The 21801-nt window shown below is 68.9% G+C and carries 22 protein-coding genes; 11 read left to right on the plus strand and 11 right to left on the minus strand.

Features of this window, described 5'->3' with window-relative positions; all coding sequences use genetic code 11:
- Window positions 1-18: 18 nt before the first annotated feature.
- Both ACIQCS_RS22335 and ACIQCS_RS22340 read right to left on the minus strand, forming a co-directional pair.
- Window positions 19-2142: a DUF4157 domain-containing protein gene (locus ACIQCS_RS22335; RefSeq protein WP_401531845.1), complete on the minus strand. Its 2124-nt coding sequence runs from the start codon at window positions 2140-2142 to the stop codon at window positions 19-21.
- An 88-nt stretch (window positions 2143-2230) separates the two neighbouring features.
- On the minus strand, window positions 2231-3901 hold the full coding sequence (locus ACIQCS_RS22340) for a M20/M25/M40 family metallo-hydrolase (protein WP_345848978.1): 1671 nt from the start codon (window positions 3899-3901) through the stop codon (window positions 2231-2233).
- A 130-nt stretch (window positions 3902-4031) separates the two neighbouring features.
- Between ACIQCS_RS22340 and ACIQCS_RS22345 the strand changes: the two genes are divergently transcribed.
- From ACIQCS_RS22345 to ACIQCS_RS22355, 3 genes are all read left to right on the plus strand, one after another.
- Window positions 4032-6905, plus strand: a complete 2874-nt coding sequence (locus tag ACIQCS_RS22345; protein WP_345848976.1) for a pitrilysin family protein — start codon at window positions 4032-4034, stop codon at window positions 6903-6905.
- 14 nt (window positions 6906-6919) lie between these two features.
- Complete coding sequence (locus tag ACIQCS_RS22350) at window positions 6920-7219, plus strand: hypothetical protein (protein ID WP_280280541.1); 300 nt, start codon at window positions 6920-6922, stop codon at window positions 7217-7219.
- Between the two features lie 327 nt (window positions 7220-7546).
- Window positions 7547-8485 (plus strand): DUF808 domain-containing protein, encoded by a 939-nt coding sequence (locus ACIQCS_RS22355; RefSeq protein WP_345848973.1) that lies wholly within the window; start codon window positions 7547-7549, stop codon window positions 8483-8485.
- A gap of 84 nt (window positions 8486-8569) precedes the next feature.
- Here ACIQCS_RS22355 and ACIQCS_RS22360 read toward each other — a convergent pair whose 3' ends face one another.
- Window positions 8570-9646 (minus strand): 5-(carboxyamino)imidazole ribonucleotide synthase, encoded by a 1077-nt coding sequence (locus ACIQCS_RS22360; RefSeq protein ID WP_345848972.1) that lies wholly within the window; start codon window positions 9644-9646, stop codon window positions 8570-8572.
- Window positions 9643-10098, minus strand: coding sequence for a 5-(carboxyamino)imidazole ribonucleotide mutase (gene purE / locus ACIQCS_RS22365; RefSeq protein WP_345852016.1), 456 nt, complete (start codon window positions 10096-10098; stop codon window positions 9643-9645). The genes ACIQCS_RS22360 and purE overlap by 4 nt, the downstream gene beginning before the upstream one ends.
- Before the next feature lie 145 nt (window positions 10099-10243).
- On the opposite strand from purE, the gene ACIQCS_RS22370 reads away from it, so the two are divergent.
- Window positions 10244-10573 carry a hypothetical protein gene (locus ACIQCS_RS22370; RefSeq protein WP_345848971.1) on the plus strand — a complete coding sequence of 110 codons (330 nt, stop codon included), beginning with the start codon at window positions 10244-10246 and terminating at the stop codon, window positions 10571-10573.
- 4 nt (window positions 10574-10577) lie between these two features.
- On the opposite strand, the gene gpmA is transcribed toward ACIQCS_RS22370, so the two are convergent.
- On the minus strand, window positions 10578-11264 hold the full coding sequence (gene gpmA / locus ACIQCS_RS22375) for a 2,3-diphosphoglycerate-dependent phosphoglycerate mutase (protein ID WP_345848969.1): 687 nt from the start codon (window positions 11262-11264) through the stop codon (window positions 10578-10580).
- A 68-nt stretch (window positions 11265-11332) separates the two neighbouring features.
- Here gpmA and ACIQCS_RS22380 point away from each other — a divergent pair, with 68 nt between their 5' ends.
- The 3 genes from ACIQCS_RS22380 (at window position 11333) to ACIQCS_RS22390 (ending at window position 14347) form a co-directional block, all read left to right on the plus strand.
- The gene (locus ACIQCS_RS22380) at window positions 11333-12055 is read left to right on the plus strand and encodes a dienelactone hydrolase family protein (protein WP_345848968.1); all 723 of its coding nucleotides are present in this window, start codon (window positions 11333-11335) and stop codon (window positions 12053-12055) included.
- Window positions 12056-12059: 4 nt separating this feature from the next.
- A complete protein-coding gene (locus ACIQCS_RS22385) occupies window positions 12060-13151 on the plus strand; it encodes an FUSC family protein (RefSeq protein WP_401531849.1) in 1092 nt (363 codons plus the stop codon).
- Between the two features lie 182 nt (window positions 13152-13333).
- The gene (locus ACIQCS_RS22390) at window positions 13334-14347 is read left to right on the plus strand and encodes a sigma factor-like helix-turn-helix DNA-binding protein (protein WP_345848965.1); all 1014 of its coding nucleotides are present in this window, start codon (window positions 13334-13336) and stop codon (window positions 14345-14347) included.
- Window positions 14348-14374: 27 nt separating this feature from the next.
- Here ACIQCS_RS22390 and ACIQCS_RS22395 read toward each other — a convergent pair whose 3' ends face one another.
- From ACIQCS_RS22395 to ACIQCS_RS22410, 4 genes are read right to left on the minus strand one after another with little or no spacing between them, the layout of a single operon-like run.
- Window positions 14375-14833: a GNAT family N-acetyltransferase gene (locus tag ACIQCS_RS22395; RefSeq protein ID WP_345848963.1), complete on the minus strand. Its 459-nt coding sequence runs from the start codon at window positions 14831-14833 to the stop codon at window positions 14375-14377.
- Window positions 14830-15888 carry a hypothetical protein gene (locus ACIQCS_RS22400; protein ID WP_345848962.1) on the minus strand — a complete coding sequence of 353 codons (1059 nt, stop codon included), beginning with the start codon at window positions 15886-15888 and terminating at the stop codon, window positions 14830-14832. Before ACIQCS_RS22400 ends, ACIQCS_RS22395 begins: the two co-directional genes overlap by 4 nt.
- Before the next feature lie 25 nt (window positions 15889-15913).
- Window positions 15914-17032: a M14-type cytosolic carboxypeptidase gene (locus ACIQCS_RS22405; RefSeq protein WP_345848960.1), complete on the minus strand. Its 1119-nt coding sequence runs from the start codon at window positions 17030-17032 to the stop codon at window positions 15914-15916.
- Window positions 17029-17628: a DUF4136 domain-containing protein gene (locus ACIQCS_RS22410; RefSeq protein ID WP_345848959.1), complete on the minus strand. Its 600-nt coding sequence runs from the start codon at window positions 17626-17628 to the stop codon at window positions 17029-17031. The genes ACIQCS_RS22405 and ACIQCS_RS22410 overlap by 4 nt, the downstream gene beginning before the upstream one ends.
- A gap of 172 nt (window positions 17629-17800) precedes the next feature.
- Between ACIQCS_RS22410 and ykgO the strand changes: the two genes are divergently transcribed.
- Window positions 17801-17926: a type B 50S ribosomal protein L36 gene (ykgO, locus tag ACIQCS_RS22415; protein WP_086130464.1), complete on the plus strand. Its 126-nt coding sequence runs from the start codon at window positions 17801-17803 to the stop codon at window positions 17924-17926.
- Window positions 17927-17931: 5 nt separating this feature from the next.
- Window positions 17932-18543, plus strand: a complete 612-nt coding sequence (locus tag ACIQCS_RS22420) for an HAD-IA family hydrolase (protein ID WP_345848957.1) — start codon at window positions 17932-17934, stop codon at window positions 18541-18543.
- 131 nt (window positions 18544-18674) lie between these two features.
- On the opposite strand, the gene pyk is transcribed toward ACIQCS_RS22420, so the two are convergent.
- On the minus strand, window positions 18675-20153 hold the full coding sequence (pyk, locus tag ACIQCS_RS22425) for a pyruvate kinase (RefSeq protein WP_280280554.1): 1479 nt from the start codon (window positions 20151-20153) through the stop codon (window positions 18675-18677).
- A 76-nt stretch (window positions 20154-20229) separates the two neighbouring features.
- Between pyk and ACIQCS_RS22430 the strand changes: the two genes are divergently transcribed.
- A complete protein-coding gene (locus ACIQCS_RS22430) occupies window positions 20230-20592 on the plus strand; it encodes a DUF1244 domain-containing protein (protein WP_345848954.1) in 363 nt (120 codons plus the stop codon).
- Here the strand turns inward: ACIQCS_RS22430 and ACIQCS_RS22435 are convergent.
- A complete protein-coding gene (locus tag ACIQCS_RS22435) occupies window positions 20555-21400 on the minus strand; it encodes an SGNH/GDSL hydrolase family protein (protein ID WP_345848953.1) in 846 nt (281 codons plus the stop codon). The genes ACIQCS_RS22430 and ACIQCS_RS22435 overlap by 38 nt on opposite strands.
- Window positions 21401-21530: 130 nt before the next feature.
- Between ACIQCS_RS22435 and ACIQCS_RS22440 the strand changes: the two genes are divergently transcribed.
- Window positions 21531-21767: a DUF2312 domain-containing protein gene (locus ACIQCS_RS22440; protein WP_280279808.1), complete on the plus strand. Its 237-nt coding sequence runs from the start codon at window positions 21531-21533 to the stop codon at window positions 21765-21767.
- Window positions 21768-21801 lie beyond the last annotated feature (34 nt).

Here is a 21801-nt window from a genome sequence, read left to right on the forward strand (position 1 = left end):
GAAGCCAGGCGGCAGGGCCTATTTCTCCGTCGGGATGCCCGGAACGAAATGCCCGTCCTCGCCCTGCATGAACAGGCCGATATAGGCCATCGGGCCGGCATCCCCATAGGTGATCGCCTCGCGGACCGCGAGATCGATCAGGTCGAAGCCGACCAGCCGGATGCGGATCTGCACGCCCTGGTGGTTGAGCGCGACCAGTAACGGGGCGAGCTCCTGGACGTTGACATGCGCGTCGACGGTCAACTCCGCCTGCTCCGCGGCGGCGGCGAGCTTGATGGGGGGGACGCCCAGCCAGCGGAGGGTGTCCCACAGGCATTGGCCAAGGTCGCGCACATCTTCGACATTGGGCGAGAACAGATGGCCCTCGAACTCCACGGCGTCGCGCATGTCCGGGATCCGCGGCCCTCGCGGCGCGCGCTCCTCTTCATGCCCGGGCTGTTCCAGGGGGGATGGCTTCATCTCTTCCCCGCTTCGGCTTCGCTTGTGGCTGGACCCGGCCTGGCTCGGCTGCATGCTTTCGGACGTTTCGATCTCCTCTTCCATCCCTGTCGCCTCGGAATGGGCGAGGCTCGACGTCACTGCCGCCGAAACCGGTTTCTTGAAGTTGCGGTGCTGTTCGGGGAACAGTTGCGCGCGCGCATGTTCGAGATAGCGCGTAAGCTGCTGCACGAAGGTCTCGAAATTGCCTTCCGCGCTCAGATCATATCCCGAATGGGCGGCGAAGAGCGCCAGCGCATCGTGCTCGGCGACGGCGATGCGCTTGAACGCCGCGTTGTTACGATCGAATGCCAGATTCCCGCGATGATGCTGGCTCATCCGCGAACCGCCCAGGCCATTATTGTCGTCCTCCGCCATCACGAACAGCACGGTGTTCTGGAGATAGTGGAACAACCCCTTGTCATCCGTGGCACGGCCGTTCGCGAAGTTGCGCAGCGCAGCGTACATGGCGGTCGGGTTGATCGCGGCGCGCGCCAGCTCCGAGCTGTGCACGATCGCGACGAACTTGCGGATGATATCGCGCGCGCCTTCGGGATAGTCGCCGCCTTCGAGTGCATCGGCGAGGATCTTCGCGATATCCCGATCGGTGCGCTCGCGGCTGCGCAGCTTGCCGATCAGCGCGGAATAGCTGTGATCGAGCGCACCGCCGTCCAGCTTGTGCCCCCAGGTGGTCACGCGATATTCCAACGCTTCGTCATCTCTGTGGCGGAAGGAGCGCTTGTCGCTGGTGCGCAGCCCCTGCGTGTCCTCGGCGACTTCCGATGCTCGGCGGCGCAGCTTGACGCTGCGCTCGATCTTGTCGGCCTCCTCGCCAAGGGGCCCCGTCGCGCGCGGCATGCCCACGGGGTCGAAGGTGGAGACCGGCGCGACCACGCCGCGCTCGGCCTTCTTGCGCTCCAGCACCGCGCCCACCGCGGCTCTGAACAATGGCTCATATTGTTGATACTCGCGGGCCGTTCCCTCCACATCGTCCTTCGCCCAGCTATCGATCTGGGCATAGACCTCGCCGAAGGTCACCTGCGACCCCGCCAGCTTGCGGGCCTGGGTTCCCTGTTTCTGCGTGTAGAACCATTGCAGCCTTTCCTTGTCGGTGTTGAGCGGTGTGCCCGACATATAGAGCTTGCCCTGCACCACGCCGCCGGTTGCGGGGGCCAAGCGTGGAGCACCGCCCGTGACGATGCCAGGCCCGGAGGGGCTTGCCAGCGCCCGGGTGCCCATCCGGTCGGCCTCACCCTCCAGTCCGGCGTCGTCGTTGATCGCGGTGCCGTTCAGATCGAACATGGGGCGCACCCGGCCCTGCTTCTGCTGGACGACGTGCCAGGCCTCGTGCGGCAAGTGGTGTTCCTGCCCGGGCGCCAGGTGGATCTCGCTGCCCTGGGTATAGGCATGGGCCCGGACGGCGGCGGGCCGGTGCGATCCGCGATGCACGCGGACATCGGCCATCGACAGGCCCGACAGGGTTTCGATCCCGCTCTTCAGCCCGTCGGGCAGGCCGGTGCGATCGGGCGGGCCGATCCCGACGCTGGCGGGGAGGGCGTGATGCGGCGCGGGCGTCGCCGCGCGCTGCACGGGTGGCGTGGACGCCACGAGCCGGGGCGCGGCCGGGCGATCGGCAATCCGCTTGCGCTTGTCGGCCTGGTACACGGCGGGTTGCATCCTCGCACGGCTACCGCGCGAGCCTGCCGCCTTTCCGCCCGGCGGAAAAGCACAGAAAGCCCCGTTTCCGCACCGCTCAGTTCTTCGCCGGCGGCGCTACGGTGATCGAGAGCAGCTTTTGCGCGGCGGCCGGCGCCCCTGCCGGGCGCGGCGCCTTGGGCGCATCCTTGGCATAGCGCTCGCCGAAGCTGTTGCCCTGGTACCAGCGCGGCTCCTGATCGGCATCGGCGATCTCGCGCGCGATCAGATAGTTGATCTTCGCGAACTTGGCGCCGGCCTGCCAGTCGAACGGCTGGCGGATATCGTCGCTCACCTTGTGGTAATGCGTCCTCAGGAAGTCGCGGAACGCCTTCTCGCCGCCATTGGCGAAGCCGGTGACCAGGAAGATCGACGGCACCCCCGCCTTGACGAAGCTATAGTGATCCGAGCGCAGGAACAGCTGCTCCTCGGGCATCGGATCGGGGGAGAGCGTCACGCCCATCCTCGCCGCCGCGCGCGCGACGATCGGCCCGAGCGTCGAATGCTCGGCGCCGAAGGCGACGACGTCCCGGAAGTCATAGAGCAGGATCGGCATGTCGAGATTGACGTCGGCCACCACCTTGCCGCTGCCCACCACCGGATAGCGGGCGAGGAACTCGGAGCCGATCAGCCCATCCTCCTCGGCGGTCAGCGCCACGAACAGGATCGAGCGGCGCGGACGCCTGCCGCTCTGGACGAAGGCGCGCGCGGCCTCGAGCATCGTCGCCACGCCCGCGGCATTGTCCATCGCGCCATTGTAGATCTTGTCCTCGCCTTCCAGTCCCGGATCGGTGCCTTCATGGTCGAGATGCGCGGAGAGCACGACATATTCATTGGCGAGCTTCGGATCGGATCCCGGCAGGATGCCGATCACATTCTCGCTCTTCTTCACCGTGACGATGCTGGTCCGCTGCAGCGTGAGCCGCGGCTTGAGCGCGAAGCTGCCCGGCATGCCGCCAGGCGTGGCGAGCATGGCATAGAGCTGGCCGGCGCGCATCGGCGCGTCCCGGAACAGCGCCTCGGCGGCGGCGCCCTTCACATAGGCGCCGATCCTGAGCCCGGGATTCTCGCCCTTGGGAAAGCCGTCGGGGCTCAGCCAGTTGGTCTGCGGGCCCTGGAAATAGGTGACGGCCTGGGCCCAGGGGAAAGCGCCCTTCAGATTGTCCGGCGTGAGGAGATAGATCAGGCCGAGCGCGCCGTGCCTGCCGGCGACGGCCGCCTTGTCGAGCTTGCCGGGCGCGGTGCCCGGCGGATTGCCGAGCAGCGTGACGACGAACTTGCCGGCCGCGTCGATCCCCGCATAGTCCGCCTCGCGGCCATGGCCGACGAACACCGCGTCGGCAGTGAGGGTCTGGGTCTCGCTTCCATAGAGCGGGCTCGGGCCGAACAGCACGTCCTCGCCGCTCGCGAACCGCTTCGTACCTACCGTGAGCGAGGCGGGCTTCCCGGCATCGAGCACATAATCGGCGATGTTCACCGGCTGGTACCAGCCTTGCGTTCCACCGGGCTTGAATCCCATCGCGTCGAAGCGGCTGGAGACATAGCGCGCCGCGATCTCGAACCCCTGGGTGCCGTTGTCGCGCCCGCCGAGCAGATCGTCGGCGAGGAACTCGACATGCGCGCGTACTTCGTCCGGGCTGAACACCGGTTCCCCGGCCCCCGCCTGCGCCCATGCGGCGGCCGGCGCCAGGCCGAGCGCCAGCGCGATGAGAAACGGTCTGAAGTGCACGGATTTCTCCCCGGAATGGCGCAATCTTCCACAGGCTAGAGCAAATGGATGCGGGCGCAACCGGCTTGCGGCGACCCTGCCCGGCGTTATGCTCGTCCCACCATCGTCTCTCTCTCGGGGTAACAGCAACATGAAATCGTTCCGGATGCTTTGCGGCGCGTCGATCTGCGCGCTGGCGATCGGCGCCGCTATGCCCGTCTTCGCGCAGCAGGCGCCCACCGCCACCGCCGCCGCTGCCGCCGGAGCTCAGGCCAAGCCGGTCCCGGTGGCCGAGCTCGTGAAGAAGGTCGACATCCCCTATGAGGGCTTCACGCTCGCGAACGGCCTGCGCGTGCTGGTCCATACCGATCGCAAGGCGCCGATCGTCGCGGTTTCCACCTGGTATGATGTCGGCTCGAAGCACGAGCCCGCTGGCAAGACCGGCTTCGCCCACCTGTTCGAGCATCTGATGTTCAACGGCTCGGAAAATGCCCCGGACGATTTCTTCGAGCCGCTCAAGCAGGTCGGCGCCACCGATTTCAACGGCACCACCAGCTTCGATCGCACCAATTATTTCGAGACGGTGCCGCGCCCGGCGCTCGAGCGCGCGCTGTTCCTGGAGAGCGACCGCATGGGCTATCTGCTCGGCGCGATCACCCAGGGCGTGCTCGACGAGCAGCGCGGCGTCGTCCAGAACGAGAAGCGCCAGGGCGACAACCAGCCCTATGGCCTGGTCTATTACAAGGTGCTCGAGGAACTGCTCGGCACCACGCCCTATGGCCATAACGTGATCGGCTCGATGGCCGATCTCGATGCCGCCAGCCTCGACGACGTCAAGAATTGGTTCCGCGCCCATTATGGCCCGAACAACGCGATCCTCGTCCTTGCCGGCGATGTCGACGTCAAGGAAGCCCGGCCGCTGGTCGAGAAATATTTCGGCGCGATCCCGGCCGGCCCGAAGAGCGTGCTGCCGCAGGTGACCGTGCCGACGCTGGCCGCGCCCAAGACGGTGACGATCAAGGACAATGTCGCCGCCACCCTGATCCTGCGCAGCTGGGCGGTGCCCGGCCTGAACGACAAGGATGCGACGGCGCTCAACGTCTTCGCCTCGGTGCTGGGCGGCCTTGCCAGCTCGCGGCTCGACAATGAGCTGGTCCGCAAGGACAAGACCGCGGTCCAGGTGTCGAGCAACGTCCAGTCGATGGCGCAGCTCGGCATCTTCACGATCCAGGCGGTGGTGAAGCCCGGCGTCGATCCGGCGGTGGTGTCGAAGCGTCTCGACGAGATCCTGGCCGATCTCCTCAAGAACGGGCCGACCGCGGATGAAGTGAAGCGCGTCGCCACCACCAATGTCTCGGGCCGCATCGCCGGGCTGGAATCGGTCGGCGGCTTCGGCGGCAAGGCCGTGGCGCTTGCTTCGGGCGAACTCTATTCGGGCGATCCGCTCCACTTCAAGAAGGAGCTGGAGGCGATGGCCCGGGTCACGCCGGCCGAAGTGACCGCGGCGGCAGACAAGTGGCTCAGGCGGCCCGCGCTCACCGTCATGGTGGTGCCCGGCCAGCGCGAGGCCTATCAGGAAGCCGCCGCCGTCGCCGCCAAGCCGGCGGAAGGCCCCAAGACCGCGCCGGTGAAGGGCACGCGCGGCGACATGCCCGCCGTCGCCCCGATCGGCGACCTCGTCTTCCCCAAGGTGGAGCGCACCCGGCTCTCGAACGGCATCGAGCTGGTCTATGCCCATCGCAACGCGGTGCCGGTCACCCAGATCGAGATGAGCTTCGATGCCGGCGTCGCCGCCGATCCGGCCGACAAGCTCGGCACCCAGCGCCTGACGCTCAACATGATGGACGAAGGCACCACCAGCCTCGATTCGACTGCGCTCGCCGAAGCGCGCGAACGGCTGGGCGCGACCATCGGCTCGGGCAGCTCGGCCGATCGCACCTATCTGGGCGTCGATGCGCCGAGCCCGAACCTGGCCGGTGCGCTCGATCTGTTCGCCGACGTGGTCGAGCGGCCCGCCTTCGCGCCGGCCGAGATCGAGCGCGTGCGCGGCCAGATGCTCACCGGCATCGCGCAGGAGCTGACCAGCCCGACGGGCCTGTCGGGCCGCATGGTGCCGCGCGTGCTCTATGGCGCGGGCAGCCCCTATGCGAAGCTCGGCGCCGGCTCGGGCGATCCGGCGGTGGTCAAGACGATCACCCGCGCCGATCTCGTCGCCTGGCACAATGCCTGGATCCGCCCGGACAAGGCCAAGATCTTCGTCGTCAGCGATCGTCCGCTCGCCGAGATCAAGGCCGCGCTCGAGGCGCGCTTCGGCGGCTGGAAGAGCGAGGGGCCGGCCGGCACCAAGGCCTTCGCGGCCTCGGCCCAGGCGATGACGCCGCGGATCATCCTGATCGACCGGCCCAATTCGCCCCAGTCGCAGATCGTCGCCGCGCAGCTGACCGGCGTCGATCCCTTCTCGGACACGCTGGCGGTGACGACCGCCAACCAGGCGCTCGGTTCCGGCTTCCTCTCGCGCATCAACATGGATCTGCGCGAAGCCAAGCATTGGTCCTATGGCGCGGGCGGCGGCTATTCCTTCCTGGAGCACGCCGTGCCCTACACGATCAGTGCCCCGGTCCAGGCGGACAAGACGGGCGATTCGATCAAGGCGATCCAGCAGCAGGTGCGCGCGTTCCTCACCACCGAGGGCGTGACGCCCAAGGAGCTGACGCGCGAAGTCAATGGCTCGACTCGCGAGCTGCCCGGCCGCTTCGAAACGTCGGACGCCGTGCTCAACGCGATGCAGCAGAACGACCTGCGCCGCCGCCCGGACGATTATTTCAGCACCATCGCACAAAAATATCGCGCGCTCACCCTGGCCCAGCTTGACGCTGCGGCACGCGCGGCTCTCGACCCGAACAAGTTCGTTTTCGTGGTCGTCGGCGATGCCGCAAAGGTCCGGCCGCAGCTTGACAGCATCGGCCTGCCCGTCGAGGTGGTCCCCGCAGCGTCGCTGGCAAGCACCAAGCCGGCGGCCAATTGATCAGGAGAGTTCTCATGGCGAATGTGGACGGCAGCTGGAACACGGTCGTGAAGTCGCCGCTGGGCGACCAGGCGGCGGTGTTCACCGTGACGACCGACGGCGATACCTTCACCGGCACCTTCGCCGGCGCGATGGGCAATGCCGAAGCCAAGGGCGGCAAGGTCGATGGCGACAAGCTGAGCTGGACGATGGACGTCTCGGTTCCCATGCCGATGACGCTCACGGGCGAGGCGACCGTGGACGGCGACAGCATGGCCGGCACCGTCACCGCGGGGGCGTTCGGCGCCTTCCCGCTCACCGGCACGCGCGCCTGAGCGCACGCGCCTGGACAGGGTAACGAGGCGCCCGTCCCGCACCGCGCGGGGCGGGCGCCTTGCTGTTCGGAGAAGCGCGGAAGCGGGGGCGAACCGCTACCCCCGCTTCCGCAAGACGCGGAACCGCCGGGCCAGGGGCCCCGCGCCTTCCCGGGCCGGCGCCCGTCGAGCGCACCAGAGCTGGACGCAGGCGCCGGCCGGGCCCGCTGTCTTGCAGGCGGCCGCGCAGTGCGGATGCGGCCGGCAAGGAGAAATGATGCAGGCGGGAGCGTTGCGCGCCGGCCCGGCGCCGCTATGTGCTGAACTCCAGTTCATGAAGGGGGAAACATGCCGGGCGGTCTGGTCGCATTGCTGGATGACGTTGCCGCGCTCGCCAAGCTGGCGGCGGCCTCGCTGGACGACGTGGCGGGGGTTGCGGGGCGCGCCGGCACCAAGGCGGCGGGGGTGGTGATCGACGATGCCGCGGTCACGCCGCGCTATGTCGTCGGCCTCACGCCGGATCGCGAGCTGCCGATCATCTGGAAGATCACGCTCGGCTCGCTCCGCAACAAGCTGCTCTTCATCCTGCCCGTCGCGCTCGCGCTCAGCGCCTTCGCGCCCTGGGCGGTGACGCCGCTGCTGATGATCGGCGGCGCCTATCTGTGCTTCGAGGCGGCCGAGAAGATCGTCGAGGCGCTGGCCGGCCACCATGCCGAGGCGGAAGTCGCCGAAATCGCCACGCCGGCCGAGCTGGAGAAGCGCCAGGTCGCCGGCGCGGTGCGCACCGACTTCATCCTGTCGGCGGAGATCATGGCGATCGCGCTGGCCGAGCTGCCGGACGCCTCGCTCGGCATGCGTGCGGCGGCGCTGGCCGCCGTGGCGATCGCGATCACCATCGGCGTCTATGGCGTGGTCGCGCTGATCGTGAAGATGGACGATATCGGCCTGCATCTGAGCAAGCGCCCCTCGGCGATCGCGCAGCGGACCGGCGCGTTCCTGGTCAGGGCGATGCCGGTGCTGCTCCAGGCGCTGTCGCATGTCGGCGTGGCGGCGATGGTCTGGGTCGGCGGCGGCATCCTGCTGCACGGGCTGGAGGTGTTCGGCCTGAACGCGGTGCCGCATTTCGTGCACCACCTCGCCGAGATTGCCGGCCATGCGATGCCGTTCGCGCAGGGTTTCGTCCAATGGCTGGTCGGCGCGATCGGGGCGGGAATCTGCGGGATGATCGTCGGCGCGGCGATCGTGGGAGTGCTGCACCTGGTGCCGGGGAAGAAGGCCGCGCACTGAGCCCAACGCCCCCCTCCCGGTAAGGGTGGGATCCTCAGGCCGCGACCTACCCCTCGATCTCCGCCCTTGCAGGCAGGGGAGGAATCAGGAGCGCCGCACCCGCGTCACATGCCCCATCTTCCGCCCCGGCCGGGCATCGCCCTTGCCATAGAGGTGGAGATGCGTGCCCGGCTCGGCGAGCAGCTCGGGCCAGCGGTTCGCCTGGTCGCCGATCAGGTTCTCCATCTCGACGCCCGCGCCGGTGAGCGCGGTGCTGCCCAGCGGCAGGCCGCAAATGGCGCGGACATGGTTCTCGAACTGCGAGCATTCGGCGCCTTCGATCGTCCAGTGCCCCGAATTGTGCACGCGCGGCGCCATCTCGTTGAACACCGGGCCATCGTCGGTCGCGAAGAACTCCAGCGTCAGCACCCCGACATGGCCGAGCGCCTCGGCGACGCGGCCGGCCAGCGTGGCCGCCTCGGTCCAGTGGCGGGCGATCTCGGCGGGGGCGGGCACGGTCGACTTGTCGAGGATGCCGTCCTTGTGCTCGTTCCAGGGCGGCGGATAGCTGGCCAGCGCGCCATCGACGCCGCGCACCGTGATGATCGAGAATTCGTGGCTGAACGTCACAAAGCCTTCGAGGATCGCCGGCCGCTCGCCGATCTCCTCCCAGGCCGCGGCGGCTTCGGCCGCGTCGCGGATGCGCACCTGGCCCTTGCCGTCATAGCCAAGGCGCAGCGTCTTCAGGATCGACGGCGCGCCGATCTCCGCGATCGCGGCGTCGAGCTGCGCGCGGGTCTCGACCAGCGCCCAGGGCGCGGTCCGCCCGCCCAGCGCGGCGACGAACGCCTTTTCCCGCGCCCGGTCCTGCGCGATCGACAGGCTCTGCGCGCCGGGGCGTACCGGCACCTTGCCGGCGAGGAACTCCACCGGCCCGATCGCGATGTTCTCGAATTCATAGGTGATCACGTCGCACTGGGCGGCGAGCTCGTCGAGCACGATGCGGCTGTGATAATCGGCGCGGGTGTAGCTGGAGGCGGTCTGCGCGGCGACGCTCTCTTCGTCGGGCGCGAGCAAATGGGTGCGATAGCCGAGCTGCGCGGCGGCGACGGCGAGCATGCGGCCGAGCTGGCCCCCGCCCAGGATGCCGATCGTCGAGCCGGGGGGCAGCGCGCCGCTCATTCGGGGTCGGTCGCCACGCTCTCGGTCTGCGCCGCGCGCCACGCCTGGAGGCGCTGGCCGAGCGCTTCGTCCGAAGTCGCCAGGATCGCGGCGGCGAGCAGGCCGGCATTGATCGCGCCCGCCTTGCCGATCGCCAGCGTGCCGACAGGGATGCCGCCGGGCATCTGGGCGATCGAGAGCAGGCTGTCCATGCCCTTCAGCGCCTTGGACTCGACCGGCACGCCGAGCACCGGCAGGTGCGTCATCGCAGCGGCCATGCCGGGCAGGTGCGCCGCGCCCCCGGCCCCGGCGATGATCACCTTGAGGCCGCGCCCGGCCGCGCCGGTGGCATAGTCGTAGAGCCGCTGCGGGGTGCGGTGCGCCGAGACGACCTTGGTCTCGTGCGGCACGCCGAGCTTCTCGAGCACCTTGGCGGCGTGGTGCATCGTCTCCCAATCGGAAGTGCTGCCCATGATGATGCCGACCAGAGGTGCCACGTCTTGCCCCGTCTCGTGTGGAAGGCGCGTTCCTAGAGGGGAGGGGCGGGGAGGGCAACCCATCCTCAGTGGAAGAACTGGCCCGCTGGCGAAACCGGCCGCGCCACAATAGCATCGGCCCATGCTGCTCGCTCTCGCCCTGCTCGCCGCCGGTCAAACCCCTTTCCCGACACGGGCGGGGCAATGCCAATGGGTGCGGGGCGGCTTCTACGTCGCCAATGGCAGCGGCATCAACCGGCTATGGGTTCGCGGCACGAAGCATGTGCTGAACCTGCACGACGCCGACAGCGAGAAAGACGCGCCGCCGGCGATACGGCGATTCTGGAACGGTCGCCCGTTCGAGCAGCGGCTATGGGGCGAATTCTACGTCTGCGCCCGGGCACGCTATCTCCCGGGCCACATGCAGCGCGTCCGCATTCTGCGCACGCGCCGCACCGTGATCACCGGCTGATCGCTCACCGCTCGCTGAGATAATAGCGATCCAGCGCGTTCAGCTGGTCGTCCAGCTCATAGACGATCGGCTGGCCGGTCGGGATCTCCAGGTTCACGATCTCGTCGTCGGGAATGCCCGAGAGATGCTTCACCAGCGCGCGCAGCGAATTGCCGTGCGCGGCGATCAGCACGCGCTTGCCGGCCTTGAGCTCGGGCGCGATCCGCTCGTCCCAATAGGGAAGCACCCGGGCGATCGTGTCCTTCAGGCTTTCGGTCTGCGGGATCGCCACGCCGTGATAGCGCGCGTCCTTGGCCAGGTCCCAGGGCGAGCCTTGCTCGGGGAGGGGCGGCGGCACGTCGAAGCTGCGGCGCCAGATCTTCACCTGCTCGTCGCCGTGCAGCGCCGCGGTCTCGGCCTTGTTGAGCCCGGTCAGCCCGCCATAGTGGCGCTCGTTGAGCTTCCAGCTCTTCTCCTCGGGCAGCCAGAGCCGGCCCATCGCCTCCAGCGCCAGGTGCAGCGTCTTGATCGCGCGGCTCTGGAAGCTGGTGAAGCACAGGTCGAAGTCGAGCCCCTTTTCGCGCATCAGCGTGCCGGCGGCCGTCGCCTCCTGCACGCCCTGCTCCGTCAGGTCGACGTCCCACCAGCCGGTGAAGCGGTTCTCGAGGTTCCAGGCCGATTGGCCATGGCGGATCAGGACGAGCTTGGGCATGCGAACTCCTTGCAACCGGTTGCGAGCGTCCTTAGCGGCAGGAGCGGCGGGGACAAGGGAGACAGGCGATGGCGATCGTTCGGCAGACTCTGGTGTACCAAGGCCCTGGCGGCCCCTTCGAAGGGGTGGTCGCCTATGAGGACGAGGTGACGACGCTGCGTCCGGGCGTGCTCGTCCTGCCCAATGTGCTCGGCCAGAAGGAAGCCGACAACGTCCATGCCGAGAACCTCGCCAAGCTTGGCTATGTGGCGCTGGCGGCGGACGTCTATGGCCAGGGCAAGCGCACCCGGCACGGGCCGGATGCGGGTGTCTATATGAACCAGCTCAACGCCGATCGCGCCTTGTTGCGCGACCGGCTCGCCGCCGCGCTCGCCGCGCTCGCCGGCTTCGACCGGGTCGATCCGGCGAAGCTGGCCGCGATCGGCTTCTGCTTCGGCGGCAAGTGCGTGCTCGACATGGCGCGTTCGGGCCTTTCGATCCTGGGCGGCGTCTCGTTCCACGGCGTCTATGACGCGCCCGATTATGCCAGCGTGTCGCCGATCGCGGCCCGGCTGCTCGTCTGCCATGGCTGGGAGGACCCGATCGCGCCGCCCGAAAAGGCCGTGGCGCTGGCCCGGGAGCTGACCGAAGCAGGCGCCGATTGGCAGATCCACGCCTATGGCCATGCCGGCCACGCCTTCACCGACCGGGACCGCAGGACGGCCACCATTCCGGGCGTGGTCTACGAGCCCAGGGCCGATCGCCGCAGCTGGCAGGCGATGGCCAATTTCCTCGAGGAAGTCTTCGCCTGATCCGATGGTGGAGGCGGCTCCCCGCAAGCGCCTGATCGACCGGGTCACCGCCCGGACCGTCGACGAGGCGGAAGCTGCCGCCTCGGTGCTGCTCGCCATCGCCGCGGCGCACTGGATCGGCGCGGCGAGCGTCTATTGGGCCGCCTTTGCCGGCTATATGGTGATGCGCGGCCATGCGGCGGAGACGCTGGTGCGCGGGCTGCTGCGCATCGCCGGCACCGGCGCGGGCGGACTGCTCGCGCTCGCCGCCGCGCCGTTCCTTGGCTGGTGGCCGGCGGCGGCGGCGGCGTTGTTCTTGGTCGGGGGTGGGGCCCTTTATGCCGCGATCACGGGCAAGCGCTCCTATGCCTGGCTGTTCTTCGGGCTCACCTTCGCGATGGTGGTGCTCGACAAGCTCGCCCATCCCGATGTCGCGCTCGCGCGCTTCGTCGAGACGCGCGTGCTGGAGACGGTGGCCGGGACGCTCGCCTGCGTCGCGGTCAGCCTCGCCTCCACGCTCACCCTGCGCCGCCGCTGGCCGGCCCGGCCGAGCCCGCGTCCCGCGGCGCTCGGCTGGCATCCCGAGGCCGCGCGCCACGCGCTGCAGGCTGCCACCGCGCTCGCGCTCCTCGTCGGGCTCTCGGCATGGCTGCGCCTGCCGGCGCTGTCCCAGGCCGCGATCGGGATCATGGCGGTGATGATCGTCCCTGCCGATTCGATCGGGGCGAGCGGGCTGCTGCCGGTCAGCCGGCGGCTGGCCCAGCGCTTCCTCGGCTGTCTGGCCGGCGCCGGGCTCGCCGCGCTGATCCTGTTCGTCGCCCATGGATCGCCGGTGCTGCTGATCCTTGGCACGATGCTCGGCGTGGTGATCGGCCGCCACCTGGAGAATGGTGACCATCCGCACCGCTATGTCGGCACCCAGTTCGCCCTCGCCATCCTGATCGCGCTGGTGCCGGACAGCTATGCCGATGCGCAGATCGGGCCGGCGCTGACGCGGCTCGCCGGCGTGCTGATCGGTTTCGCGATACTCGAGCCGGTGCTGCTCGCCTGGCACTGGCTCGCCCCGCGCAGGCCGAGAGCAGGGGCAGCGCGAGCCGGCGAGTCGATCGATATCTGAGCGAATGGGCGAGTCGCCGCGATGGTTAACCAAATGCCCCATGGGCAACCCGGATTCGTCCGTAAGGTGCGATTACCCTAAGGGTTCCCGCCAGATTGGCGGGCCCGTTGCCCCTGTTCATATTCCCCGCACGACACACGATGGCGGCAGCGCGGGCGCTGCGGCGGCAGGGGATTGCAGACATGTCGAAGATCACGATCGCGCTGGAAGCAGCGGTGGCTACCGTCATCGAGAATACACCGAAGGACGGCGCCGCTCGTACCAACCGCCAGCGTGTGTATGTCGACCGCGCCTTTGCCCAGATCCTCAAGCTGATCGCCCCGCGCATCCGCCACTTCGTCCGCCAATATGGCCTGACCGCGCATTGGGAAGATGCCGAGCAGTGCTGTGCCATCGCCGTCCACCGCGCGATCGAATCCTATGATCCCACCAAGGCCCAGTTCACCACCTTCGTGAACTGGCAGATCCGCGGCGAGCTCCAGAGCCTGCGCTTCCGCCTGATGACCGACCAGCGCCCCTCCGCCAAGAAGGTCGAGGCCACCACCGTCTCGCTCAGCGCCCTCACCGCCACCGATGGCGACGAGATCGCCCCCGAGGCCATGATCGAGGACGAGGATGCCGTCGCCCGCACCGAGGCCGCCGCTTCCGACTATCTCGCCGAGGGCGCCGTCTCCCAGCTCATCGACGCCTATGTCGACCAGCTCCGCAAGGTCGGCGTCGAGGCCCTTCGCCGCCGGCCGCGCCCGAAGCGCGCCGAGGCCGCGCTGCGCCGCACCGAGGGGCCGCGCCTGCGCTCCGCCACCCATGGCGTCGATCCCGCCGAGCTGGAGAAGCTCGAGGCCAAGCTGAGCCGCGATCGCGAGATCGTCGCGCGCCGCGTCTTCGACGGCGCCACGCTCGACGAGGTTTCCCTCGACACCGGCGTCACCAAGGAACGCATCCGCCAGATCGCCCGGCAGGCGACCAGGCTGCTCACCGGGATCGCCGCCGAGGCGCCGCGTTTCGAAGGGATGGCCGACGATGCCCGCCGCGCGGTGCCGCCGGCCCGCCCGCGCCGCGCCGGCGCGGCGAAGGTGCCGCTGCTTCCCGATCCCGGCGCGCTCCACAATCGCCTTGCCCATGTCGAGGCGATCGAGGCGGAACGGGCGGCCTATGCCACGCCCGTCCTGCCGGTCGCTCAGCTGGTGCTGCACTGATCCGGCGCCGGACCCCGGCGCTGCGGCCTACACCACGCGCGACAGGAACCGGCTGAACGGGTCCTCGCGATAGTCGCCGAACGGCCCGCATTCGGTGAAGCCGAACTGGCGGTAGAGCGCATGGGCGGCATCGAAGGCCTCGCCCGATCCCGTCTCCAGGCTCACGCGCCGATAGCCCCGCGAACGGGCGGTGCCCAGGATATGTGCGACCAGCTTGGCCCCGGTGCCGCGGCGCAGATGCTCCGAGGCGGTGCGCATCGACTTGATCTCGCCATGCTCGGGATCGAGCTCGCGCAGCGCGCCGCAGCCCAGCAGGTCGTCGCCGTCCCACACGGTCCAGAAGGTCACGTCGGGCGCGGCGAGACCGGAGAAGTCGAGGAAATGCGTGCTGTCCTTGGGCGAATTGGCCAGCATGCCGGCAAAATGCACTTCGAGCAGCGAGCGGACGCGCGCATCGTCCAGCCCGCCTTCGCGGATATCGGTCATTCGAAACGCACCTTGGCGAGATACCTGCTCTCCATCGGCAGGCCGAACACGTCGCTTGCCGGATTGAATCTGGCGCTGCGCATCGCCGCGCACAGCGCCACGTCCGCCGCGTCGCTGCCGGCGGAGAGCGATATCCGGCAATCGGTGATCGCTCCGCTCTGCGACAGGGTGAGCCATGCCTCCGCCGGCGATCCGGCCGTGCCGCGCACGACCAGCTCGGCGGCGCTCGCCGGCGCCGGGCGCTGGTAGCTTTCCCGTATCGGCAGCATCGCCTGGGCACCGTCCCGGTTCCAGCGGACGAGCATGGGCAGCTGCGCATAGGTCTGCGCCGGCTCGATCGCATAGGCGCCGGTGCGCGCCGCGTCGCAGCTCGCCGCGTCCAGCCCGGCATCGCCGCTCGATTGCAGCAGCTTGCAGGACAGGACAGTGCCCGACTCCAGCAACAGCGCGATCGCGCTCTGCCGTCCGTCGCGGACCTTGGAGAAGCGTCGCCATTCGGGCTGGCGAATCATGGTGGCGGTGCCGCGCGCATGGACCACGGGCCAGCCCATCGGCGCCGGAGGCGCCGGGGGCAGGCCGATCTCCGCTCCCTCGCCTCCCACCGAGAACTGGATCGTCAGCGAAGCCGTGCCGGGCGCGGGCTTGCCGTCGAGCGTCAGCGCGTGGCGGAACTTGCCCCGGTGCCGCAGCACCTCGCAGAATTGCGGGGCGAGCGCGACATGGCCATAGGTGCCCCGGCAATCGGTGATCGCATCCCTGTCGTCGACCGACAGTTCGATCCCGATCTGCCCCAATATATGCTGGAACCGCGGCTGGAGCTTCTCGCCGCGCGCCTCGGCGCGGAAGCGCTCGGGAATGTCGGCCGGCAGGATCCAGCTCCGGGGCTCGCCGACCGCCATCACCGGGCGCAGCTCACCGGGGGCCGCGACGGCGTGCTCCGCCACATAGGTGGCGATCGCCGGCTCGGGCACCGCTCCCGCCTGTGCCTGTGCCTGCACCGGCGCGAGCCACGCGATCATGGCGGCGGCCCCCGCCGCCATTCTCAGTTCGAGCATCCTTCCTCCCGCGATTCCGCTTCCCTCAGATCTCGTCGATAAATCCTGCCAAAGTCTCAAGACAGGAATGCGCCAGCGTCTTGCAGCGCGCGGGGGACCAGGCGAATTCGGGATCGGCGTTCGCGGCATGGTCCTTGAACGGCATTTCCAGCGTCATCGAGACCGCGCCGAACCGCTCGGCGAGCTGGTTGGTCGACATCGAGAGATTCGCCTGGCCGGGTGCCGATTTCTCATAGCCCAGGTCGAGCTGGAAATCGGGCGTCGCCCCGGCGAGGCGGCGGGCATACTCGTAGAATTTCTCGCCATGCGCGTCGGTCCAGGACGCGATGCCTTCGAAGCCGGCGAGGAAGTTGGCGGGAATTGCCTCGTCGCCATGCACGTCGATCGCGAAATCGACGCCGGTCTCGTCCATCGCCGCGCGGACGAGGAACACCTCGGGGCTCTTCTCCATCGTCGGAGCATGCCATTCGCGGTTGAGGTTGATGCCCGCGGCGTTGGTGCGCAGATGCCCGCGGCGCGAGCCGTCCGGGTTCATGTTCGGCACGATGTGGAACATCGCCTTCTCGCGCAGGGCAAGGGCGATCGGGTTGGTCGGGTCGGTCAGGAACTCGAGCGCCCCTTCCATCCACCATTCGGCCATGGTCTCGCCCGGGTGCTGGCGCGCATAGAGCCACACCGTCTTCGGCCCGGTGCCGAGCGTCAGCAGGTCCATCGGCTGGCCGTCGAGCGTCTTGCCCAGCTCGCGGTGCGACACGCCGGGCATCAGTGCCATGCGGCTGACCAGGTCGTGGTGCCGCTCCATCGAATAGGGCGCGAAATAGGCGAACCACACCAGGTCGGTATCGATTGCCTTGGTGAAGTGCAGCACGCCGTCGGCATAGGACGAATCGGCGGTGCGCCACGCCTCGCGATCGGTCGACCAGCGCGCCTGATAGTCCGGCCAGCCGAACGCATAGGCGGCACCGCCCGCGTTCAGCAGACGGAAGGTGAGCGTGCGCCCCTTCGCCCCGGCCACGCGGAAGTGGAACCACTGGTAGAAGTCCGAGAGGTGATCGGTGACGATCTCGAGGTCGACGCGGTCGCCCTCGATCCCCACGACGCGGATGTTGCCGGAATCGAAGCCGGAATTGATCTGGATGGTCATTTCACCGTGATAGTGATGCCGGACTCGCCGGGGAAGTCCTTGAAGAGCGCCTTGGCCATGCGCGCGGCCGCCGCGCCGGGCTGGTCGGGATCGGTGCCGCTCACGCTGCCGCTCTGCGCGCGGCCTTCCCACACGGTGGTGTTGTCGCTGCGGCGGCGCAGCTGCACCCACAGCTCGGTCTGATAGAGTTCGCGCGTCTTGCCGCCGATGCCGAAGCCGACATCGCCGCCGACCCCCACGCCGCCGCGGCGCCCGCCGCCGAAGCCGCCCGCGCCCAGGCCGATGCTGACCGGCGGCGGTTCCTTGAACGCGCCCTTGCTGGTGCGGCGGAAGCCGACCGCGGCGATATAGCCCGACGGCATGCTGCTCACCGACTGGACATAGCCCAGCCGCTCCAGCTCGGCGCGCACCGCATCGGCATAGGTCTGATATTCGGGGCCGAACGAATCGGTGTTGGCCATCGGCTCGACCGCGACGGTGGTGCGCTCGATCGGCGCGCCCAGATGATAACGAGTGACGTCGATCGGCTGCGGGCGATAGCTGGGGGCACAGGCTCCCAGCGCGGCGAGCAGGGCGATGCTGAGCGGCTTCTTCACGCGGACGAACTCCTGTTTCGCGAACGGAACGTCTCCGTTTGCCCTCCAACACGGATCAGGTCGAGTCAGTTCCGCTGGGCCACGGGGCGACTCCTGCCTTGACTTGGTGGGCATCGGCCACTAGGCGAGCCCCTCTTTCCAGCATTCCTACAGTTTGAGAAGCGAATCGGTCATGAAGATCGTGAATTCATTGAAGTCGCTCAAGGATCGGCATCGCGACAACCGCGTGATCCGCCGTCGTGGGCGCATCTACGTCATCAACAAGACCCAGAAGCGTTTCAAGGCCCGCCAGGGCTGATTCGCGTGGTCCAGCCCCACACCGTCATCTTCGATGTCGGGAAGGTGCTGTTCGACTGGGAACCTCGGTTCCTCTACGAGCGCCTGATCGAGGACGATCGGGCGCTCGAAGCGTTTCTGGCGAACGTCGTCACCCGGGAGTGGCATTTCCAGCACGATGCGGGGCGTCCGTTCGCGGAGACCTCGGCAGAGCTGGGCGCGCGCTTTCCGGAGCATGCGGCGCTGATCGCCGCCTGGGGGCCGCGCTTCAACGAGACGCTGGGGCCGGCGATTCCCGGCATGACCGCGCTCGTCGAGGCGCTCGACGCCGCCGGCGTGCCGCTGTTCGCGATCACCAATTTCTCCGGCGAGTTCTGGCCGCCGTTCCGCGCGCGCGAAGCTGCGCTGTTCGATCGCTTCCGCGACATCGTCGTCTCGGGCGACGAGAGGCTGGTGAAGCCCGATCCCGCGATCTACGCGCTCGCGCTGCGCCGATTCGGCCTTGCGGGGCCGGACGCGGTGTTCATCGACGACAGCCTGCCCAACGTCGCCGCCGCGGCGGACGCGGGCATCCATGCGCTGCACTTCACCGGCGCGGCCAAGCTGCGCGCCGATCTGGAAGCGTTCGGGCTGTTCTGAACTCCCCTCCCTGGAAGGGAGGGGTAGGGGGCGGTTCCTGGCGATACCGGGTCCTCGAGCCTGGCGTTGCCGTAACGCGTATATCCACCCACCCCTGGCCCCTCCCTTCCAGGGAGGGGAATCGGCGGAAATCAGATCGCGTCCGGCCCTTCGCGGCCGGGATGGTTCTTCAGCTCGTCGCCGACCAGCGTGACCACGTGCAGCACGTTGGTCGAGCCGGGCGTCCGGAACGGCACGCCGGCGCATAGCACCACGCGGTCGCCCGCTGCGGCGATATGGTGGCGCAGCGCCATCCGCTTCGACTTGGCGACCATCTCCTCGAACGAATCGACGTCGCGCGTATGGACCGCATGCGTGCCCCAGAGCAGGCCGAGCCGGCGCGCCGTATCGATCTTGGGCGTGAGCACCAGGATCGGCACCGACGGGCGCTCGCGCGCGATTCGCCGCGCGGTCGAGCCGGAGCTGGTGAAGCAGGTGATGCCCGAGGCGGAGACGGTGCGCGCGATGTTCTTCGCGGCTTCGGCCAGCGCGTCGGCGGTGGTGGGGTCCGGCCGGGTCACGGTGAAGTGGACGCGGTCGCCATGCGCGGGATCGCGCTCCACCGCATCGGCGATCGAGTTCATCATCGCCACCGATTCGACCGGCCATTTGCCCGCGGCGCTCTCGGCCGAGAGCATGATCGCGTCGGCGCCGTCATAGACCGCGGTGGCGACGTCGGAGACTTCGGCGCGCGTCGGCGACGGGCTCTCGATCATCGATTCGAGCATCTGGGTGGCGACGATCACCGGGCGGCCCATGCGGCGCGCGGTCTCGACGATGCGCTTCTGGAGCGGCGGCACGCTCTGCGGCGGCAGTTCCACGCCCAGGTCGCCGCGCGCGACCATCACGCCATCGCACTGCTCGACGATCTCGTCGAGGCGCGCGATCGCGCTCGGCTTCTCGATCTTGGCGAGCAGGGCCGCCTTGCCGCCGATCAGGCGGCGGGCTTCCATCAGGTCCTCGGGGCGCTGGACGAAGCTGAGCGCGATCCAGTCGGCGCCCTGCTCCACCGCGAAGGCGAGGTCGCTGCGGTCCTTCTCGGTGAGCGCGGCGAGCGGCAGCACCATGTCGGGCACGTTCAGGCCCTTGTTGTTCGACAGCGCCCCGCCGACCTCGACGATCGTGGTCAGGCGATCCGGCGCGACCGAGACGACGCGCAGCACCAGCTTGCCGTCGTCGAGCAGCAGGCGGGCATTCTCGTGCGCCGCCTCGAAGATCTCGCGGTGCGGCAGCTCGACGCGCGTGGCGTCGCCGGGCGTTTTGTCGCGGTCGAGGATGAACTCGTGGCCGGTGACCAGCTGGACCTTGCCATCGGCGAACTTGCCGACGCGCAGCTTCGGGCCCTGCAGGTCCGCCAGGATCGTGGTCGGGCGGCCATATTTCTGCTCGAGCCCGCGGATCGCCGCGAACAGCGGCACCTTCGATGCCTGGTCGCCATGGCTCATGTTGATCCGGAACGCATCGGCGCCCGCCTCGAACAGCTTGGCGATCATCTCGGGCGTCGCGCTGGCGGGGCCGAGCGTGGCGAGGATGCGAACCTTGCGCGTGCGGGGGCTGATTGCCTTTGTCATCGTTGTCATATCCTCGGCTTGTGCCTCGGTGCCTCTAGCCTCATATCCCGGAGGATCAACCGTGGAGGTGCGATAAATGGACGAACTCGACCAGCTGGACGACGCCGTGGCGGCCAAGGCGTTCCGCAGCGTCGTCCGCCATCTCCGCCATCGCACCGATGCGCAGAACATCGATCTGATGGGCCTGGCGGGCTTCTGCCGCAACTGCCTGGCCGACTGGATCGTCGAGGCCGACCCGTCGATCGCCCGGGACGATGCGCGCCGCATCGTCTACGGCATGCCCTTCGCGGAGTGGAAGGCGCGCCACCAGGGCGAAGCCACGCCCGAGCAGGTCGCCCGGATGGAAGCGAGCCTGCAGCGCAACGCCGCGCTGGACGAGGCGCTGGACGAGAGCTTCCCGGCTAGCGACCCGCCTTCGATGACCGAGCCGGGGCGCTGATCGCCGGCCGGGCCGGGTTGGCGGCCGGCGCCGGGAGCTTCCACTTCATCGCCTTGGCCACCGCGGCGCGCCAGATGTCATAGCCCGCGCGGGTCATGTGCAGGCCGTCCTCGCGATAAAGCTCGGGGCGGGGCTTGCCGTCGGGACCCAGCATCGCGGAGAAGATGTCGACATAGCCGAGCCGCCGGTCGGTCGCGACATAGTTGTGCACCAGCGCGTTGGCCGCGCGGATCCCGTCGATCAGCCGCCAGCGCGACGGGCTGGGCTTGATCGCGACGAACAGGACGCGGGTGCCGGGAAGGCGGAAATGCACCTTGGTCACCAGCGCCTCGAAATCGGAGAGCACTTCCTCGGGCGTGTGCCCGGCCTCCAGGTCGTTGTCGCCGGCATAGAAGACGATGGTCTTCGGCGCATGGGGCACCACGATCCGGTCGAAATAGCGGACGCTGTCGGGAATGGTGGAACCGCCAAAGCCCCGGTTGACGACATTGTGGCCGGGGAAATCGCGCGCGAGATCGGTCCACATGCGGATGCTCGAGCTGCCGAGGAACAGCACCCCGCCCCTTGCCGGCCTGGCCGCGGCATCACGGGCCTCGAACGCGGCGATCTCCGCGGCGAAGGGCTGCTTGTCGGCCGGGGCCGGCGCGGGGCGGGGCGGCACGCGCATGGTCGGCGGCAGCTGCACCGGGGCGACCGGCCTGGCCGGCGCCGGGACAACGGCCGCGGGCCGGTTCTGGGCCGGGGCGGTGGCGGGCAGCAGGGCGAGCGCGACGGCAGCGGAAAGCGCGATTCGGCGGAGAAAGGGCATGGCCGGCAGATAGCGGGACCGGCCGCAAGGGGCAATCGACCGGGACGGGCGGCGCGTTGGGGGTTGAGCAGGGCGGCGGGCTCCGATAATCGCGCCGCTTTCCCGACTCTATTCTCCAGGAGCTTCCACCTTGTCCGATTCGATTTCCGCCGAACAGCTGCGCCTCCTCATCGAGCGGATCGAGCGGCTCGAGGAAGAGAAGAAGGGCATCGCCGACGACATCAAGGACGTCTACGCCGAAGCCAAGTCGACCGGCTTCGACGTGAAGACGATGCGCTCGATCGTCCGCCTGCGGAAGATGGAGAAGCATCACCGCGACGAGGCGGAGATGCTGCTCGAGACCTACAAGCAGGCGCTGGGCATCTGAACCGCTACGCCGTCCCCCGGGGCGGCCCCGGACC

This window comes from Sphingomonas sp. NPDC092440, assembly GCF_044754985.1.
Taxonomy (GTDB): Bacteria; Pseudomonadota; Alphaproteobacteria; order Sphingomonadales; family Sphingomonadaceae; genus Sphingomonas.

Coding starts and splice junctions, on each gene's coding strand:
- ACIQCS_RS22355 (WP_345848973.1), top strand. CDS start 7,547: ATGCCGGGCGGTCTGGTCGCATTGCTGGATGACGTTGCCGCGCTCGCC.
- purE (WP_345852016.1), bottom strand. CDS start 10,098: ATGGGCAGCACTTCCGATTGGGAGACGATGCACCACGCCGCCAAGGTG.
- ACIQCS_RS22405 (WP_345848960.1), bottom strand. CDS start 17,032: ATGACCATCCAGATCAATTCCGGCTTCGATTCCGGCAACATCCGCGTC.
- ACIQCS_RS22430 (WP_345848954.1), top strand. CDS start 20,230: ATGGACGAACTCGACCAGCTGGACGACGCCGTGGCGGCCAAGGCGTTC.
- ACIQCS_RS22400 (WP_345848962.1), bottom strand. CDS start 15,888: ATGCTCGAACTGAGAATGGCGGCGGGGGCCGCCGCCATGATCGCGTGG.
- ACIQCS_RS22370 (WP_345848971.1), top strand. CDS start 10,244: ATGCTGCTCGCTCTCGCCCTGCTCGCCGCCGGTCAAACCCCTTTCCCG.
- gpmA (WP_345848969.1), bottom strand. CDS start 11,264: ATGCCCAAGCTCGTCCTGATCCGCCATGGCCAATCGGCCTGGAACCTC.
- ACIQCS_RS22360 (WP_345848972.1), bottom strand. CDS start 9,646: ATGAGCGGCGCGCTGCCCCCCGGCTCGACGATCGGCATCCTGGGCGGG.
- pyk (WP_280280554.1), bottom strand. CDS start 20,153: ATGACAAAGGCAATCAGCCCCCGCACGCGCAAGGTTCGCATCCTCGCC.
- ACIQCS_RS22385 (WP_401531849.1), top strand. CDS start 12,060: ATGGTGGAGGCGGCTCCCCGCAAGCGCCTGATCGACCGGGTCACCGCC.
- ACIQCS_RS22395 (WP_345848963.1), bottom strand. CDS start 14,833: ATGACCGATATCCGCGAAGGCGGGCTGGACGATGCGCGCGTCCGCTCG.
- ACIQCS_RS22350 (WP_280280541.1), top strand. CDS start 6,920: ATGGCGAATGTGGACGGCAGCTGGAACACGGTCGTGAAGTCGCCGCTG.
- ACIQCS_RS22345 (WP_345848976.1), top strand. CDS start 4,032: ATGAAATCGTTCCGGATGCTTTGCGGCGCGTCGATCTGCGCGCTGGCG.
- ACIQCS_RS22435 (WP_345848953.1), bottom strand. CDS start 21,400: ATGCCCTTTCTCCGCCGAATCGCGCTTTCCGCTGCCGTCGCGCTCGCC.
- ACIQCS_RS22390 (WP_345848965.1), top strand. CDS start 13,334: ATGTCGAAGATCACGATCGCGCTGGAAGCAGCGGTGGCTACCGTCATC.
- ACIQCS_RS22380 (WP_345848968.1), top strand. CDS start 11,333: ATGGCGATCGTTCGGCAGACTCTGGTGTACCAAGGCCCTGGCGGCCCC.
- ykgO (WP_086130464.1), top strand. CDS start 17,801: ATGAAGATCGTGAATTCATTGAAGTCGCTCAAGGATCGGCATCGCGAC.